At 66.4% G+C, this 15,868-nt stretch carries 14 protein-coding genes and 1 pseudogene; 5 read left to right on the top strand and 10 right to left on the bottom strand.

Features of this window, described 5'->3' with window-relative positions:
* Positions 1-264: 264 nt before the first annotated feature.
* A complete protein-coding gene (locus ACVWZ8_RS19100) occupies positions 265-1,041 on the bottom strand; it encodes a TetR/AcrR family transcriptional regulator (RefSeq protein ID WP_456505494.1) in 777 nt (258 codons plus the stop codon).
* A gap of 139 nt (positions 1,042-1,180) precedes the next feature.
* Between ACVWZ8_RS19100 and ACVWZ8_RS19095 the strand changes: the two genes are divergently transcribed.
* A complete protein-coding gene (locus ACVWZ8_RS19095) occupies positions 1,181-2,371 on the top strand; it encodes a flavin monoamine oxidase family protein (RefSeq protein WP_456505493.1) in 1,191 nt (396 codons plus the stop codon).
* Positions 2,372-2,494: 123 nt separating this feature from the next.
* On the opposite strand, the gene ACVWZ8_RS19090 is transcribed toward ACVWZ8_RS19095, so the two are convergent.
* Positions 2,495-4,990: an ATP-dependent Clp protease ATP-binding subunit gene (locus ACVWZ8_RS19090; RefSeq protein WP_456505492.1), complete on the bottom strand. Its 2,496-nt coding sequence runs from the start codon at positions 4,988-4,990 to the stop codon at positions 2,495-2,497.
* Positions 4,991-5,227: 237 nt separating this feature from the next.
* Here ACVWZ8_RS19090 and ACVWZ8_RS19085 point away from each other — a divergent pair, with 237 nt between their 5' ends.
* Positions 5,228-5,464, top strand: a complete 237-nt coding sequence (locus tag ACVWZ8_RS19085) for a hypothetical protein (protein ID WP_427131728.1) — start codon at positions 5,228-5,230, stop codon at positions 5,462-5,464.
* A gap of 307 nt (positions 5,465-5,771) precedes the next feature.
* On the opposite strand, the gene ACVWZ8_RS19080 is transcribed toward ACVWZ8_RS19085, so the two are convergent.
* From ACVWZ8_RS19080 to ACVWZ8_RS19050, 7 genes are all read right to left on the bottom strand, one after another.
* On the bottom strand, positions 5,772-6,506 hold the full coding sequence (locus ACVWZ8_RS19080) for an SRPBCC domain-containing protein (protein WP_456505491.1): 735 nt from the start codon (positions 6,504-6,506) through the stop codon (positions 5,772-5,774).
* Positions 6,507-6,527: 21 nt separating this feature from the next.
* Positions 6,528-7,382: an FAD binding domain-containing protein gene (locus ACVWZ8_RS19075; RefSeq protein ID WP_456505490.1), complete on the bottom strand. Its 855-nt coding sequence runs from the start codon at positions 7,380-7,382 to the stop codon at positions 6,528-6,530.
* Positions 7,379-9,748, bottom strand: coding sequence for a xanthine dehydrogenase family protein molybdopterin-binding subunit (locus ACVWZ8_RS19070; protein ID WP_456505489.1), 2,370 nt, complete (start codon positions 9,746-9,748; stop codon positions 7,379-7,381). The genes ACVWZ8_RS19075 and ACVWZ8_RS19070 overlap by 4 nt, the downstream gene beginning before the upstream one ends.
* Entirely contained in the window at positions 9,745-10,257 is a 513-nt protein-coding gene (locus ACVWZ8_RS19065) for a (2Fe-2S)-binding protein (RefSeq protein WP_456505488.1), read from the bottom strand. Before ACVWZ8_RS19065 ends, ACVWZ8_RS19070 begins: the two co-directional genes overlap by 4 nt.
* A 108-nt stretch (positions 10,258-10,365) precedes the next feature.
* Entirely contained in the window at positions 10,366-11,514 is a 1,149-nt protein-coding gene (locus tag ACVWZ8_RS19060) for an XdhC family protein (protein WP_456505979.1), read from the bottom strand.
* Entirely contained in the window at positions 11,507-12,607 is a 1,101-nt protein-coding gene (locus ACVWZ8_RS19055; RefSeq protein ID WP_456505487.1) for a vWA domain-containing protein, read from the bottom strand. The genes ACVWZ8_RS19060 and ACVWZ8_RS19055 overlap by 8 nt, the downstream gene beginning before the upstream one ends.
* A gap of 3 nt (positions 12,608-12,610) precedes the next feature.
* Positions 12,611-13,495 (bottom strand): AAA family ATPase, encoded by an 885-nt coding sequence (locus ACVWZ8_RS19050; RefSeq protein ID WP_456505486.1) that lies wholly within the window; start codon positions 13,493-13,495, stop codon positions 12,611-12,613.
* Positions 13,496-13,694: 199 nt separating this feature from the next.
* On the opposite strand from ACVWZ8_RS19050, the pseudogene ACVWZ8_RS19045 reads away from it, so the two are divergent.
* Positions 13,695-13,916, top strand: a pseudogene (locus ACVWZ8_RS19045) (PIN domain-containing protein); the annotation flags it as partial.
* Between the two features lie 102 nt (positions 13,917-14,018).
* Here the strand turns inward: ACVWZ8_RS19045 and ACVWZ8_RS19040 are convergent.
* Complete coding sequence (locus tag ACVWZ8_RS19040) at positions 14,019-14,369, bottom strand: YegP family protein (RefSeq protein WP_456505485.1); 351 nt, start codon at positions 14,367-14,369, stop codon at positions 14,019-14,021.
* Positions 14,370-14,935: 566 nt separating this feature from the next.
* Between ACVWZ8_RS19040 and ACVWZ8_RS19035 the strand changes: the two genes are divergently transcribed.
* A complete protein-coding gene (locus ACVWZ8_RS19035; RefSeq protein ID WP_456505484.1) occupies positions 14,936-15,187 on the top strand; it encodes a hypothetical protein in 252 nt (83 codons plus the stop codon).
* Between the two features lie 30 nt (positions 15,188-15,217).
* Positions 15,218-15,454 (top strand): hypothetical protein, encoded by a 237-nt coding sequence (locus ACVWZ8_RS19030; RefSeq protein WP_426975458.1) that lies wholly within the window; start codon positions 15,218-15,220, stop codon positions 15,452-15,454.
* The last annotated feature ends 414 nt before the right edge of the window (positions 15,455-15,868 follow it).

Below are 15,868 nucleotides of genomic sequence, written 5' to 3'. Positions count from 1 at the left end.
GGAGGACGAGGCATAACGGCAGGGGCACTTTTGACGCCGCGCATGTCTGCAAGGCCGCGTACAGAGCAAGGCCTATACGGGGGCACAGGGGACGAATTCGCAAAGTTTGGACATTTTCGAGGTCTTCATGAACGGACAGGTTCTCGAACCACGTGAGGAGTCGCTGGTGTATTTGAGCTTATCGGCGGTTTCCCGACCCCGGGTCGGCATGCCTGACCGACACCCAAGAACGGAGATGACCGCGCTGTCCCCTATTCCCGCAGGTTACTGCCGCAGTGCCCCGAGTCCAGAGATCAGCGCCTCGAGCCCGAGTGTGAACGCCACATTGGCCGGATTCTCGTGGCCCTGCGTGGCCAGGCTGCGCACCGCGCCGGTGAAGCTTGGGGTCGCCTCGGCCATGGAGCCGGAGTCAAAGATGTCCGCGGGCGCGGTCACGTCGTAGGCCGAGCCGAAGATGAACGACTCCAGTGCCACGATGGAGGAGACGATCCGCCCTGCCGGGAAACCTGCCTCGCGGAAGCCTGCGCTAACGGTCTCGTACATCGCGAGTGTTTGCGGGGCATCGGTTACGGGCAGTACGGCGATGACCGGAATCAGCGGGGTGTGCCGCGAAAACACGTCGCGGTAGCTCCACGCCCATTTCCGCACAGCTTCCTCCCAGGGCCCGGAGCCGAAGGCTGAGACATCAACTAGTGCGGTGAGGTGGTCCTCCACGAGGAGTAGCACGTCGCGTTTGGATTCCACATGGTTATAAAGGGCCGACGGCGCCACATTCAGTGAGCGGGCCAGCGCGGCCATCGTGAGACCGTCATAGCCCTTCCTTTCAATGAGCTGCAGTGCGGCGGCGGTGATGCCCGCCTTGTCAAGGACCGCCGCCATTGGCCGGCCCGCGCGGCGTTTCCCCCCGGCCTCGGCTTTCGGCACCCGCTCGGCGGCGTCGTCCCGCTGGGCAGCGTCCCGCTGGGCGGCGTTCGCCGGGGCAGGGCCTCCCAGAGTGTTACCGAGGGTGGAGCTTCCGGAAGCGGCGGGTGGTGCCGGCATGGCTGGCCTTTCTGCGGGCGGTCTCCATCAGTATTCCATCAGCATCTTCCGGCACTCCGGCAAACAGCCATAGTTCTCGTAAATGAATAGCGTTCATTTAGCGGTCCGCCTCACTCGGCGGCCACAGAGAGAGGACATCATGCTGGAACTTGACCGCGACGTCGTCATCGTCGGAGCAGGCCCCGCGGAGCTCACGGCCGCCCGCGAACTGAAGAAAGCCGGCCTGAGTGTGGCCGTAGTGGAGGCGCGGGTCCGTGTCGGCGGCCGGACCTGGACCGACACCATTGACGGCGCCATGCTCGAAATCGGCGGCCAGTGGGTTTCCCCGGACCAGACCGCCCTGCTGGCGCTCCTGGGCGAGCTCGGCCTGCAGACCTACTCGCGATACCGCGACGGCCAGTCCGTCTACATCGGCGCCGACGGAAAGCGCACGCTGTACACCGGCGAGACCTTCCCGGCCAGCGAGACAACCGCCGCAGAAATGGACAAGCTCACCGGACTGCTTGACGCCTGGGCCGCCAAGATGGGGCCCACCGAACCGTGGGCACACCCGAAGGCCCGCGAGCTGGACACCATCTCCTTCCACCACTGGCTGCGCCAGCACTCCCCGGACGAGGAAGCCTGCAACAACATCGGCCTCTTCATCGCCGGCGGCATCCTCACCAAGCCCGCCCACGCCTTCTCCGCCCTGCAGGCGGTGCTGATGGCGGCGTCCGCAGGATCCTTCACCCACCTGACCGATGAGGACTTCATCCTGGACAAGCGGGTTGTCGGCGGCATGCAGCAGGTCTCCCTGCTGCGGGCAGCGGAACTGGGGGACGACGTCGTCCTAAATAGCCCGGGGCGCACCATCAAAGGGGAGGAAGATGCGGACGGCGGCCACCGCGTCACCGCTGTTGCCGAGCGGGCCACCGTGAACGCCCGCTTCGGGATCATGGCCGTGCCGCCCAATCTGTACTCGCGCGTTTCTTCAACCCGCCGCTGCCGCGCCGCCAGCACCAGATGCACCAGCACCAGTCGCTCGGCCTGGTCATCAAGGTGCACGCCGTGTACAGCACGCCGCCCTGGCGGGAAGCCGGCCTCTCCGGCACCGGCTTCGGCGCCGAATCCCTCGTCCAGGAGGTGTACGACAACACCAACCACGGCAATGCCCGCGGCACCCTCGGTCGGTTTCATCTCCGACGAAAAGGCCGACGCCGTGTTCGAGCTGAGTGCCGAAGACCGCAAGCGGGCCGTCCTGGAATCCATCGCGGGCTTCCTGGGGGAGAAGGCGCTCGAGCCTGAGGCCTACTACGGGGCGCTTCAGAAAACGGAAAAAATACCACGCTAAGCCTTGGAAGGTGATCGTAAGGGGCCTGAGTTTGCCCGTGCCGATCCTGTGCGGCCTGCAGGACAATGAGGTGAGACACCGGATTTCAGCCCGCCTCGGCGGTGGCCAGCGGCGGTTTTCCGTTTAGCTCGCGGCGGGCAGTGCGTCCGGGATGCGGGGCTTGGTGTTGCCGGCGAAGGTGAACCTGGCGTCGTCGCCTTTGCCGTCCACATCCACCACAACGATGTCGCCGGCGTGCAGCTCGCCGAAGAGGATCTTCTCGGAGAGCTGGTCCTCGATCTCGCGCTGGATGGTGCGGCGCAGCGGCCGGGCGCCCATCGCGGGATCGTAGCCGCGGGTTGCCAGCAGCACCTTGGCCGCGGTGGTGAGCTCGATGCCCATGTCCTTGTCCGCAAGGCGCTGCTCCAGCCGGCCCACGAACATGTCCACGATCTCGATGATCTCGTCCTGGGTCAGCTGCGGGAACACCACAACGTCGTCAACCCGGTTCAGGAACTCGGGGCGGAAGTGGGCCTTGAGCTCCTCCGTGACGCGGGCGCGCATCCGGTTGTAGCCGGTCCGCGTATCCGTGCCGGACTGGAAGCCGGCGGCAACGCTCTTGGAGATGTCGCGGGTGCCGAGATTGGTGGTCATGATGATCACCGTGTTCTTGAAGTCCACCAGCCGGCCATGGCTGTCGGTCAGGCGGCCGTCCTCCATGATCTGCAGCAGCGAGTTGAAGAGGTCCGCGTGGGCCTTCTCGACTTCGTCGAAGAGAATCACGGAGAACGGACGACGGCGGACCTTCTCGGTCAGCTGTCCGCCCTCGTCGTAGCCCACGTACCCGGGAGGGGCACCGAACAGACGCGACACGGTGTGCTGCTCCGAGTACTCGGACATGTCCAGGGTGATCAGGGCGTCCTCCTCGCCGAACAGGAACTCCGCCAAGGCCTTGGCCAGCTCGGTCTTGCCGACGCCCGTGGGGCCGGCGAAGATGAACGACCCGCCCGGACGCTTCGGGTCCTTCAGGCCTGCACGGGTGCGGCGGATGGCCCGCGAGACCGACTTTATCGCCTCCTCCTGGCCCACAACACGCTGGTGCAGCTCATCTTCCATCTTCAGCAGTCGCGAGGATTCTTCCTCGGTGAGCTTGAAGACCGGGATACCGGTGGAGTTCGCCAGCACCTCGGCGATCAGATCCTCATCGACTTCGGAGATGTCGTCCATGCCGCCCGCCTTCCATCGGCGCTCCCTCTCTTTGCGCACCGTGATCAGCTTCTGCTCCTCGTCGCGCAACGCCGCGGCCCCCTCGTAGTCCTCCGCATCCAACGCGGACTCCTTCGCCGTCTTCATCGCGGCGATGCGCTCGTCCATGACCTTGAGCTCCGGCGGGGCCGTCATCCGGCGGATGCGCAGCCGTGCACCGGCCTCATCGATCAGGTCGATCGCCTTGTCCGGCAGGAAACGGTCCGAGATGTAACGATCCGAGAGTTGCGCCGCCGAGGCGAGGGCGCCGTCGGTGATGGTGACCCGGTGGTGCGCCTCATACCGGTCACGCAGGCCCTTGAGGATCTCGATGGTGTCAGCCACGGAGGGTTCCTTGACCTGGATCGGCTGGAAGCGGCGCTCCAGGGCGGCATCCTTCTCGATGTGCTTGCGGTACTCATCCAGCGTGGTCGCACCGATGGTCTGGAGCTCGCCCCGGGCCAGCAACGGCTTCAAGATCGAGGCCGCATCGATGGCACCCTCGGCCGCGCCGGCACCTACCAGGGTGTGGATCTCATCAATAAACAAAAGAATGTCGCCGCGGGTGCGGATCTCCTTCAGGACCTTCTTCAGCCGCTCCTCGAAGTCCCCACGGTACCGGGAACCCGCGATCACGGACCCGAGGTCCAGGGTGTACAGCTGCTTGTCCTTGAGAGTCTCCGGGACGTCGCCGCGGACAATCGCCTGGGCCAGGCCCTCGACGACGGCCGTCTTGCCGACGCCCGGCTCACCGATCAGCACCGGGTTGTTCTTGGTGCGGCGGGACAGCACCTGCATGACCCGTTCCATTTCGGATTCGCGCCCGATCACCGGGTCCAGCTTGTTCTCCCGCGCAGCCTGCGTCAGGTTGCGGCCGAACTGGTCCAGGACCACGGAACCGGCCGGAGTCGCTTCAGCCTGGCCCGGGCCGACGCCGGCACCGGTGGTTTCCTTGCCCTGATAACCGGACAGCAGCTGGATGACCTGCTGGCGGACCCGGCCCAGGTCAGCGCCGAGCTTGACCAGCACCTGGGCGGCAACGCCCTCACCCTCGCGGATGAGACCGAGCAGGATATGCTCGGTGCCGATGTAGTTGTGTCCCAGCTGCAGGGCCTCGCGCAGCGAGAGCTCCAGCACCTTCTTGGCACGCGGCGTGAAGGGGATGTGCCCGGACGGGGACTGCTGGCCCGGGCCGATGATCTCCTGCACCTGCTCGCGGACGCCGTCGAGCGAAATGCCCAACGACTCGAGGGCTTTGGCGGCAACACCCTCACCCTCATGGATCAGACCCAAGAGGATGTGTTCGGTACCAATGTAACCGTGGTTCAGCATGCGTGCCTCTTCCTGGGCAAGCACAACCACGCGACGGGCACGGTCCGTAAATCGCTCAAACATTTCGCCACACTCCTGGCTGCCGCCTACCTTGATGCTACGTCGCCTCAGGCCCCCTTGGGGTATTCGCGGCAGATCCAGGCCCTTTGCGCAGAGCTCCTGACGGTGACCACGGCCAAACAGGGCCCGAAACCTCAGCCGGCTATCCGGGCAAAACCAAATGATTCCACGAAACAGCCCAGGCGGGCATCTTGACGGTGATGATTCTCGGGCGCTCCATGGCTGTCGCCAAGGGACCCGATGGCAGCTCCCGCGCCGGGGTGGACGGACGACTGCTGCATCATCGCCCGCAAAATGGGCAATTTCGAACTCGAAATAGCCCTCATGGAACGCTGGGCGTCGAACGTGCCGCCCGAGTTCAGGGAGCAGGCCTTGGAGCGATCCGGATTCGCCAAACGGCTGGCCAAGGCCCGGATGCTGCTGGAAAAGGTCACCGTCCAGGGTGGGGTCGTCCGCGAAGTCCGTCCTCCCACCTGAGGATCCGAATTCCGTCTCCGCCGGTACCGCGGGGATGCGCGTCGTAGCCGTTTTGAATGAGTTCGTGAAGAAACCTCCCGCGATACTCCTTTCAAAGAATTTCCGGGCCTGAACGGAGATCCTCCATTCGGTGGCATGTCATCGCTGGTCATTGCATTTAGTTGGAAAAGGTGAGTAAAACGTGAGTGACCGTGGCCTACTGTCAATCTGTCCTGCCTATTTGGGCGGGGGACAGGTTCTTGACGGTCGTCGGCTGCTGCGACGATGTCGCGTCGGAAAGCACGTGCGCATAAGGCGGATCGCCAGCCTAACGGCGTCGGCGAGCCAGCCAGACGATGAGCACCAGTACAGCGACGACGCAGAGCGCGACAGGACCAAAACGGCGCACCAGTATCGGCCACATGGTCGAGCCAAGGTCCAATTCGGCCGCCGGCACGGACTGGGGTTTGAACGGAGGCTCTCCCGCCGAAGGCCGGGTTACCGGTGGCGCGGCCCGCGGGCCCGTGGAGGCGGGCTCGGCCGGTTCCACGGTGTCCTGTGCTGTCGCCGAAGGTCCCGTGGTCGTCCCGGGTGCCGGTTCCGCGGTCTGCCCGGCGTCCCCGCCGCCCGCTTTCCCGACCACACACTGGACAAATTGGGCCAGCAATTTGTCCGAGATGTCCTGGATGACACCCCGGCCGAACTGGGCCGGTTTGCCGGTGACGTTCATGTCGGTGGTCACGTCCACGGCGGTGCCGTCGCCCTCCCGCGTCAGCACCGCTGTCACCGTGGCACCTGCCGTGCCATTGCCGCGCTTGTCCTTCCCAGTCGCGGCAATGACCACGGTGTGCGAATCCTCGTTGCGTTCAACGAACTCACCGGTGCCGGCATACAGCATGGCTATCGGCCCGAGCTTGACCTTGACCGTACCGGCGAAGTGGTCGCCGCTGACGGACGTGAGGGCCGCTCCGGGGAAGCAGGGCGCGATATCTTCCAATTGGTTGAAGGAATGCCAGGTGTCCTCCAGCGAACTCGGAACCACGAAATGATGTTTGAGTTCCACGTCTTCCTCTCGCCGTGTCCGCTAGAGCCCAGCGGCCGTGACGACCGCCCGCCTGGTCAAAACCTCCGCCAGGTGGCGCCGGTAGGCTGCGTCGCCATTGAGATCACTGGCCGGATCGGTCCCCTCGGCTGCGTGTGCGCTGGCGGCGGCGATCGCGTCCCGCGTCAACGGAGCCCCCGCCAGCGCCTGCTCGACGGCGGTGGCCCGCACCGGTGTGCTGGCCATGTTGGTCAACCCGATCCGGGCCTCGGCGATGGTGCCGCCCTCCACCCGGACCATAGCGGCCACGGCGACGATGGACCACTGCTGGGCCACCCGGGTGAACTTCTCGTAGTGCGCACCCCAGCCGGTGTACTTCGGCACCCGCACGTGGGTGAGGATCTCGCCCTCGGCTACGGCGGTGGTGAAGTAGCCCAGGAAGAAGTCCGCCGCTGCCACCCGGCGTTCCCCGTCCGGTCCGGCCAGGATGAAGGTCGCGTCGGCTGCCAGCACGGGTGCGGGCAGGTCGCCCGCCGGGTCTGCGTGCACCAGGGCGCCGCCGAAGGTGCCGCGGTGGCGGACCTGCGGATCCGCCACCGTTGCCGCGGCCTTTGCCAGCAACGGCACATGGGTGGCGACAAGCGGGTCGGTGGCCACCTGGTGGTGTGTGGTCATGGCGCCGATCAGCAGGGCATCTCCGTCCTCGCGCACCCCGGCCAGCCCTTCAATCCGGCCCAGGTCGATCACCATCTGCGGGTCGGCCAGTCGCAGCTTCATCACCGGGATCAGGCTTTGGCCCCCGGCCAGCAGCTTCACGTCGTCGCCAGCCGAGGCCAGCAGGCCCAGCGCCTCCGCGACGGTATTGGGCGCGGCGTAGTCGAATGCGCTCGGAATCATTGGACACCTCCGGTCGTCTTGGCTTCTTCAAGTGCGGCCCACACGCGGGACGGCGAACAGGGCATCCTGATGTCCTTCACGCCCATGTGCCGCACCGCGTCCAGCACGCCGTTGACGATGGCGGGCGTCGAGGCGATGGTACCCGCCTCCCCGACTCCCTTGGCTCCCAGCTGGTTGGTGGTCGAGGGCGTCTCGGTGCGCGCCGTGGTGTAGTGCGGCAGGTCGGGTGCGCCGGGAACCAGATAGTCCACAAACGAGCCCGTGACCAAGGTGCCGGCGTCGTCGTACACAGCCTCTTCATAGAGGGCCTGCGCGATTCCCTGTGCCAGACCGCCGTGCACCTGGCCCTCCACAATCAGCGGATTGACCACAACCCCGACGTCGTCCACGCAGACGTACTTGCGGATCGCGACCCGTCCGGTCTCGGTGTCCACCTCAATGGCCGCCAGATGGGTGCCGTGCGGGAAGGAGAAATTCTGCGGGTCGAAGGTCGCGTCGGAATCCAGGTTCGGCTCAAACCCGTCCGGCAGGTTGTGTGCCGAAAAAGTCGCCAGCGCGATTTCGCCCAGCGCCGTCGACTGATCGGTGCCCTTCACGCTGAACCTGCCATCGGCGAACTCGATGTCGTCTTCGCTGGCCTCCATGAGGTGAGCGGCCACGACCTTGGCCTTCTCGATCACCTTGTCCGCAGCGGCCAGCACCGCCATGCCGCCGACTGTCAGCGACCTGGATCCGTAGGTATCCAGGCCCCGCTGGGAGATCTGCGTGTCGCCGTGCAGCACTTCGACGTTCTCGAACGGCACGCCGAGCTTGTCCGCCACGAGCTGGCTCCACGCGGTTTCGTGGCCCTGGCCGTGGGAGGAGGACCCGGTGACCACCTCGATGTTGCCGGTGGGGAGCACGCGCACCTGGGCGTGCTCCCAGCCGCCGGCGCCGTAATTGAGCGCACCGAGCACCCGGGACGGCGCCAGGCCGCACATTTCGGTGAAGGTGGAGATGCCGATGCCAAGCTGGACTGTGTCGTTCGTTTCGCGGCGCCGGGCCTGCTCAGCCCGGAGCGCATCGTAGCCGAAGAGCTCCAGCGCCTTCGCGGTGGCCGCCTCATAGTTGCCGCTGTCGTATTCGAGCCCGGCAACGGTGGTGAACGGGAATTCCTCGTGTTTGATCCAGTTCCTTTCCCGCAGCTCCAGCGGGTCCAGCCCCAGTTCGGCGGCGAGTTCGTCCATCATCCGCTCGATCGCAAAAGTGGCTTCCGGACGCCCGGCACCGCGATATGCGTCGGTCCACGCCTTGTTGGTGAACAGATTCGTGCATTCGAACCGGTAGGCCGGGAACTTGTAGATCGAGTTGTACATGAAGGCGCCCAGGATCGGGATGCCGGAGGTGACCAGGCCCAGATAGGCTCCCATGTCCGCCAGCAGGTTAACGTCCAGTCCTGTGACGATCCCCTCCTTGGTGGCCGAGAGCTTCAGCCGCTGTACCTGGGCCCGGCCGTGGTGGGCCGCCATCAGGGATTCGCTGCGGGTCTCGGTGTATTTGCACGGCTTGCCGGTGTGCCGGGCCGCCAGCACGGTGATGGCCTCCTCTGGGGTCACCTGCAATTTTCCGCCGAAGCCGCCACCCACGTCGGGGGCGATCACGCGCACCTTGCTTTCCGGGATGGCCAGGGTCAGCGCCAGCATCAGCCGCAGAATGTGCGGCACCTGGGTGGCCGACCACACAATGATCTGTTCACCGGTGGGGTCCACCACGGTGGAGCGGGGCTCCATGAAGGACGGGATGAGCCGCTGCTGGTAGAACGTGCGTTCGATGAGGACCTCGGCGCCCTCCAGCGCCTCAGCGATCGGTTTGCCGGTGCCGGCCTCGCCCGAGTCAAAGACCCACGTGGCCGATTTGTTGGTGCCCAGGCCCGGGTGGGCCAGCACCTGGTCCTTCGCCGCTTCCTCCAGATCCAGGACAACGGGCAGCTCTTCGTAGTTGACGTCGACCAGCTCGACAGCGTCGCGGGCGGCGGCGGCGCTGCGGGCGATGATGCAGGCAACCACCTCGCCGGCGAAGGCAACCTCATCCACGGCGATCGCGGGGTGCGCGGGGGCCTTTTGGTCGGGCGTAATCGGCCACGCGTTGGGCAGGCTGCCCTGCTCGGCGGCCACGTCGGCTCCGGTGAGCACCGCAACGACGCCGGGGGAAGACTTCGCGGCGGCGACGTCGACCGAGGTGATCTTCGCGTGGGCGAACGGACTGCGCACCATCGCCAGATGCAGCATGCCGGGCAGCGTGATGTTGTCGGTGTATCTGGAGCGCCCGGTGATCAGATGGGCATCTTCCTTGCGGAGGCGGGCCCTGCCGACTTCGGCGGTGGTCATGCCACACCTGCCGTTTCCGTTTCGTCGCTGTCCGAGGACACGGTGCCCTCGGCGACGGCCCGGACCGCGGCAACAATGTTCTGGTACCCGGTGCACCGGCACAGGTTCCCCTCCAGACCGTCCCGGATTTCCTGTTCGGACGGGTGAGGGTTTTCTTCCAGCAGGGACGCCGACTGCATGATCATGCCCGGCGTGCAGAAGCCGCATTGCAGCGCATGGCATTGGTGGAAGGCCCGCTGCAGCGGGGCGAGTTTCCCGTCCCGGGCCAAGCCTTCGATGGTGGTGACCCGGTGGCCATCGGCCTGGACAGCGAACATGGTGCAGGACTTCACGCTGACGCCGTCCAGATGGACGGTGCAGGCGCCGCAGTTGCTGGTGTCGCAGCCAATCAATGTGCCGGTCTTCCCTAGCCGTTCGCGCAGGTATTGAACCAGCAGCAGCCGCGGCTCGACGTCGTCGGTATAGCTCACATTGTCGACTTCGACGGTGATCATTTTGGAACTCGCCATTGAGATCTCCTCTCGCTGGGAGGACGGGCACGGCTGCCCGGCTTCCAGTCTTGATGTGTCACAGGTTACATCAAGCCGAAGGGTTGCGGGTCAGGGATTTCTAAGTTCCTACCCTGCGTCCTCGTGGTCGGCGTCTGCCATGGGCTCGTGGTGGATCCGCGCGTCCATGCTGCTCAATCGTCCGCCTTCCCCGCCCCAGTGCAGCGCAATGATTTCGGCGGCGATCGAGACGGCCGTCTCCTCGGGCGTCCGGGACCCCAGGTCCAGACCGATGGGGCTGGAAAGTTTGGACAATTCGGCCTCGGTCAGGCCAGCCTCGCGCAGCCGCTCCAGCCGGTCGTGGTGGGTGCGCCGGGACCCCATCGCCCCCACGTAGGCCACGTTGTGGCGCAGCGCCACCTCAAGCAGCGGCACGTCGAATTTCGGATCATGGGTGAGCACGCAGATCACCGTGCGGTCATCCACGTGGCCGGCGCCGATCTGCGCCTGCAGGTAGCGGTGCGGCCATTCCACCACCACCTCGTCCGCCTGAGGGAAACGCGCAGCCGTTGCGAATACCGGACGCGCGTCACAGACCGTGACCCGGTAGCCGAGAAAGCTGCCCTGTTTGGCGACGGCGGCAGCAAAGTCGATCGCGCCGAACACCAGCATCCGCGGCTGCGGGGCGAAACTGACCGCGAACACGCGCATCCCCTCGCCTCGCCGCTGGCCGGCCGGCCCATAGCTAAGGGTGGCATTGCGGCCGGCAGCCAGCAGGCCCTGCACGTCGTCGCAGACCGCGTGGTCGGCGCGGTCGCTGCCCAGGGAGCCGCTGAATCCGTCCGGGCGGACCACCAAGTGTCGGCCGAGCCAGGCCGGATCCGGGTGTTCGATCACGGTGACCACGGCCACCGGCCGGCCGGCGCCGACGTCGTCGGCCACCTGCGGCAACTGCGGGAAGGTCTCGGTCGAGACCGGTTCGACGAAGACGTCCAGGATCCCCCCGCAGGTCAGGCCGACCTCGAACGCATCGTCGTCGGTGATGCCGTACCGCTGCAGCACCGGCCGGCCGTCGTGGGCGACCTCGGTGGCCAACTCGTAGAGCGCACCTTCGACACAGCCGCCGGACACCGACCCGACCGCGCGGCCGTCGGCGTCGACCATCATTGCTGCCCCCGCCGGCCGCGGCGCGGACCGGAAGGTACGCACCACCGTACCCAGTCCCACGGTGTGGCCGGCCCGTATCGCGGTAACCAGATCATCCAAGACCTCACGCATTGGCAAGCACGTCCAACAATTCCTCGAAACTTTTCATTGAGTGCCCCCCAATAAAGAAGTCAACGTGCGGCAGCACCGCCGTAATTCCCCGCTGTATGGGCTCGTATCCCACTTTGCCCCGATGCGGGTTCGACCAAATAATGCGCCTCGCCACGTGATGCAGCCGCTCGGTCTGGCGTCCCAGTAGGGCGGGGTCGCCCCGCTCCCAACCGTCGCTGGCAATGACGACGACGGCGCCGCGTGCCACCACGCGCTGGCCCCAGCGGTCGTTGAAGGCCCGCAACACTTCCCCCAGCCGGGTTCCGCCCGACCAGTCGGGTACGGCGCGGCCCGCGAGGGCAAGGGCTTTTTCGGGGTCCGGCACGCGCAGAGCGCCGGTCACCCGGGTCAGCCGCGTGCCCAGCGTGAAGACCTCCACCTGATGCGGGGCGGCCTCGACTACCCGGTGGGCGAGCCGCAGCAGGCTGTCCGCATAGGGTGCCATCGAGCCCGAAACATCGATCAGCCAGACAACCCGGCGTGGTTTGCGCGGCGCCCGGGCACGGCGCAGCGGACCCGGTTCCCCGCCGCGGCGCAGCTGGTCGCGCAGGGTCCGCACCCGATCGACGTCGCCGTGCCGGTCCGGGCGTTTGCGCCGGGTCTGCCGGGTCGGCAACCGCACCGGCAGCTCCTCGAACATCCGGTGCAGCAGCGCCCGCTCGGTGTCATCCAGCGTCGCCACGTCCCGGTGCCTCAGCCGCTCCCGGCGGCTGGCAAGCGCCCTCAGTTGGTTCCGGCCGTCCTGCCGGCCGCCGTCGTCGTCCAAAGAGGCCTCGCTGACGGACGTTGCGGACGGCGAGTCGCGGGTGGCGGAGGAATGCTCCACCGAGAACCAGGCCTCAAAGGTCCGCTGATAGGTCGGCAAGTCGTCCGGCGAGGCGCACAGAGTTGCCCGGCCGGCCCAGAAAACGCTGGCGCGGCGGTCCAGGGCGAGCCTGCCTACGGCATCGACGAAGCTGCGCGCCCGGTCCGCGGTCACCCTCACCCCGGCCGACCGCACCGCAGCGGCAAATGCCAGGAGGATCTCCTCGGCGCTGTGCTCCACGGCCGCCATCAGTCAGCCGAGCATCCGGGCCAGGGCTGCCGATACCCGCTCGGTGTCTTCACGGTACTTGCAAAGCGCGCCGATGCTCGCCGCGGCCGAGGCCAGGTCGAGCTCGGCCCGGCCGAGCTGGTGCAGAGCCCGGGCCCAATCCAGAGTTTCGGCCACGCCGGGAGGCTTGAGTACGTCGTCGGAAGCCCGGATCTGCTGGACCACGCGCACCACCTGCTCGGCCAGCAGCGGGGGGACTTCCGGCAGCCGCGTGCGCACGATCTCCACCTCGCGGGCCAGCCCCGGGTGGTCAATCCAGTGATAGAGGCATCGCCGTTTGAGTGCATCGTGGACGTCACGGGTCCGGTTGGAGGTGAGCACGACAATCGGCGCGGTGTCTGCCTTGACCGTGCCGAACTCGGGGATGGAGACCTGGTAGGTGGAGAGCACTTCCAAGAGGAATGCCTCGAACTCGTCGTCGGCACGGTCGATTTCGTCGATCAGCAGCACGGCAGGGCTCTGCTGCAGCGCCTTCAGGATCGGCCGCGCAAGCAGGAATCGCTTGTCGTAGAGCGAGTGCTCCAGCTCGGCCACGCTCAACCCCGCGCCACCGCCGGCCTCCACGCTGCGCAGATGCAGAATTTGAGCGGTGAAGTCCCAGTCGTACAGCGCCTGCGTGGCATCGATTCCCTCGTAACACTGCAGCCGAATCAGCGGCAGCCCAAGGGCCTGCGCGAGGGCCTCGGCCAGGGAGGTCTTGCCGGTACCGGGTTCCCCCTCGAGCAGCAGCGGGCGTTCCATGCTCAGGGCGAGGTAGCCGATCGTGGCCAGGCCTTCATCGGCGAGGTAGCCGGTGGAGGCCAGCATTTCGGCCAGTGCTGCGGCGGAGCTGATCGACGTCTGCGTCATTGCACCAGCATAGGGCCAGGGATCGACGGGGGCCGGGGATTCGAGGCCAGTCGCCAGTGGGGAAACTCCTCATGCGGCGGCCGCGTTGTCACGGAGACGAGGCCGATTACGACGAAGTTCATCACGGCGGCAACCCAAAGCTGCCTGACGACCTAGGACCACTCGCCGGCGACACGGCCGACGATTTCGGCCCTATCCGATGATCCGGGCGATCCTGGACACCAGCGTTTTCATCGCTCTGGAATCCGGGCGCCCGCTCGACCGAAATAACCTGGCGGAGGAGGGTTATATCTGCATCATCACTATCGCCGAGCTCAACGCACGGGTGAATGCGGCAACCGACACAGACTCCCGCGCCCGCCGGTTGGAAACCGTGGAAGCCCTGACCGCCACGACTGTGCTACCCGTCAATGAGGCCGTCGACCGTCAATACACGGTGTTCCGGATCCTTGGAGTGAGACGACGACGCCCGCAGCGGTGTCAGGTGTCCGCGGGTCCGGTCCTGGCGTTCAGGCAACCCCGTTCAGGCTCCGCGTGCGGCCACTGCGCGGCGGGGAATCGGCGGATCACAAGGGTGAACCGGTGCCGTGGCACGCCGCAGCCTGGCGGTGGAATGGCTGTTCGGGGAAGGCCGGACGATTTGTCCGGTGCCGGGAGCTGCGGGCCGGGATTCCTGCTGCTGGGCAGACGGTTTCGGACAGAGGTCCGTGATCAGGCCCATTCCCGCATACTCGCGCACCGCACTGATGCCGCTCACGGCAGCCCGCTTGTCCGGGAACGACCTGGAGAGGGCCATCACGGTTCCGTCGGGGGCTTTCAGCGTGAACCTATAGCCAAAATCCTCGTCAACGAAGAGTTCGAAAGTTCCGGTCATTGCGGTCCTCCTGGAGGCGGGCACACAAGCCCACGTTCAACAAGCTGTCTCCCGGGGCCGGAACGCCACGCTGCGTTCCTTCCCCGCCGGTCTGGCAACTCAATCAGTTGTTCAATGAACGAAAATGTGAAACGCGCCACAGCGCGTCCCCAACCAACATACGCGGAAGAACCGTCTATTTCCAGCCAACAGAACCGCCGCCTGAAACCGTCTGGCCGGTTCCCGTGGAACGACGCGCCCGACCGACCCCGCAGCCGGACGTGGATGGCCCCCGCACCACATTTTCCCCGCTGTCCCGCACCGGACAGTCAAAAGGTGCAGCCTGCCCCGTACGCCCTTCCGATGCCCAGGCGTCCGGGATAGGCTGGATACCTGCCCCCAGGGGCGCTGACACGCAGTGACTCGAACGGCGGGAACACGGCATTCTCCCGCCGCATTGGTTGCGTGGTTCGACGATGACCACGGGACATAGCCAGAGGCAACGGCAACGGCCGGAACGCAGCACGCATACCCGCACGCGGACCGGCCCCGGCACCGGCACCAACGAAGGTGGCAACACTGTGACCGTGACTCAACCGCGCGGCCGGGGACACCGCACAACCGAAGCCGGTCCGACCCCGGACCTGGCTGCGCCGTACTGCACCGCCTGCGGCACGGACAGGCTTCTGATCTTTGACGTATTTGTCCCACCCCGGGTGTTGCCCGACGGCCGGCCGCTGCCGGCCACCGTCAGCTACACCTGCGGCAAATGCGGCCGGTTCAGCAGCCACACAGTCCCGCCGGCATGGACGCCTCCCGGCTGGCAATGGTACGTCTGAGGCTCAACCACGGACAGGACGGAACGGACCATGGGTTCAATGGAGCAGTGGTGGGATCAGCTCGATTCCAGCACCCGGCAGTGGCTGGTGGAGAACCCCGGGTGCGTTACTCTGCCCCGGACCGTGGTCCACGCCATCAATACGGTCATTCACGGGAACCTTGGCGAGGATCAGCACGGGCAGCTCGAACTCTCCGACGAGGACCGGCAGTTTATTCGGTCCAGGGCCGGACAGGAACAAGCCGACGGGCCCGGGATCGATAGGTAACAGCCACGATCGGTACCGCACCGAAAGCGTATAATGTGCTTACGGCCTTGATCCGCTTAACGCGCCACATCGTCGCGGACATTCATGGATCGGCACGCGCTACTTTCCACGAGAAACGTGGCCAGCGCCGCCCCGGCGGGACCGGGTGAGCGTCAGTCCGTGAGCCGGGGACAATTGCTTCGTCGCCGCGTGTGCGGCGTTCCCTCCGTTGACTGTTACGCAGCGCTCCCGCGGGAGTTACCGGACCCTGTTCCCCGGCATTCGCGGGACAGGGACTGCTGAACAGCCACCCGGTCGAGTCCGGCCGGGGGCCGGCACTGCGGTCTGACGACCGGCGGATGCCCCGGATTCCTGACAGCTCCCCTCAGCCGACGCCGGTCCCCGGCCACGTGGTGAGTGCCTCCACCGGTGCCG

This window comes from Arthrobacter sp. UYCu723 (genome assembly GCF_054059215.1).
The sequence above is the reverse complement of the archived record's forward strand: the minus strand, read 5'-3'. Positions and strand labels throughout refer to the sequence as shown.

Coding starts and splice junctions, on each gene's coding strand:
- ACVWZ8_RS19100 (WP_456505494.1), bottom strand. CDS start 1,041: ATGCCGGCACCACCCGCCGCTTCCGGAAGCTCCACCCTCGGTAACACT.
- ACVWZ8_RS19095 (WP_456505493.1), top strand. CDS start 1,181: ATGCTGGAACTTGACCGCGACGTCGTCATCGTCGGAGCAGGCCCCGCG.
- ACVWZ8_RS19090 (WP_456505492.1), bottom strand. CDS start 4,990: ATGTTTGAGCGATTTACGGACCGTGCCCGTCGCGTGGTTGTGCTTGCC.
- ACVWZ8_RS19085 (WP_427131728.1), top strand. CDS start 5,228: ATGGCAGCTCCCGCGCCGGGGTGGACGGACGACTGCTGCATCATCGCC.
- ACVWZ8_RS19075 (WP_456505490.1), bottom strand. CDS start 7,382: ATGATTCCGAGCGCATTCGACTACGCCGCGCCCAATACCGTCGCGGAG.
- ACVWZ8_RS19070 (WP_456505489.1), bottom strand. CDS start 9,748: ATGACCACCGCCGAAGTCGGCAGGGCCCGCCTCCGCAAGGAAGATGCC.
- ACVWZ8_RS19065 (WP_456505488.1), bottom strand. CDS start 10,257: ATGGCGAGTTCCAAAATGATCACCGTCGAAGTCGACAATGTGAGCTAT.
- ACVWZ8_RS19060 (WP_456505979.1), bottom strand. CDS start 11,514: ATGCGTGAGGTCTTGGATGATCTGGTTACCGCGATACGGGCCGGCCAC.
- ACVWZ8_RS19055 (WP_456505487.1), bottom strand. CDS start 12,607: ATGGCGGCCGTGGAGCACAGCGCCGAGGAGATCCTCCTGGCATTTGCC.
- ACVWZ8_RS19050 (WP_456505486.1), bottom strand. CDS start 13,495: ATGACGCAGACGTCGATCAGCTCCGCCGCAGCACTGGCCGAAATGCTG.
- ACVWZ8_RS19040 (WP_456505485.1), bottom strand. CDS start 14,369: ATGACCGGAACTTTCGAACTCTTCGTTGACGAGGATTTTGGCTATAGG.
- ACVWZ8_RS19030 (WP_426975458.1), top strand. CDS start 15,218: ATGGGTTCAATGGAGCAGTGGTGGGATCAGCTCGATTCCAGCACCCGG.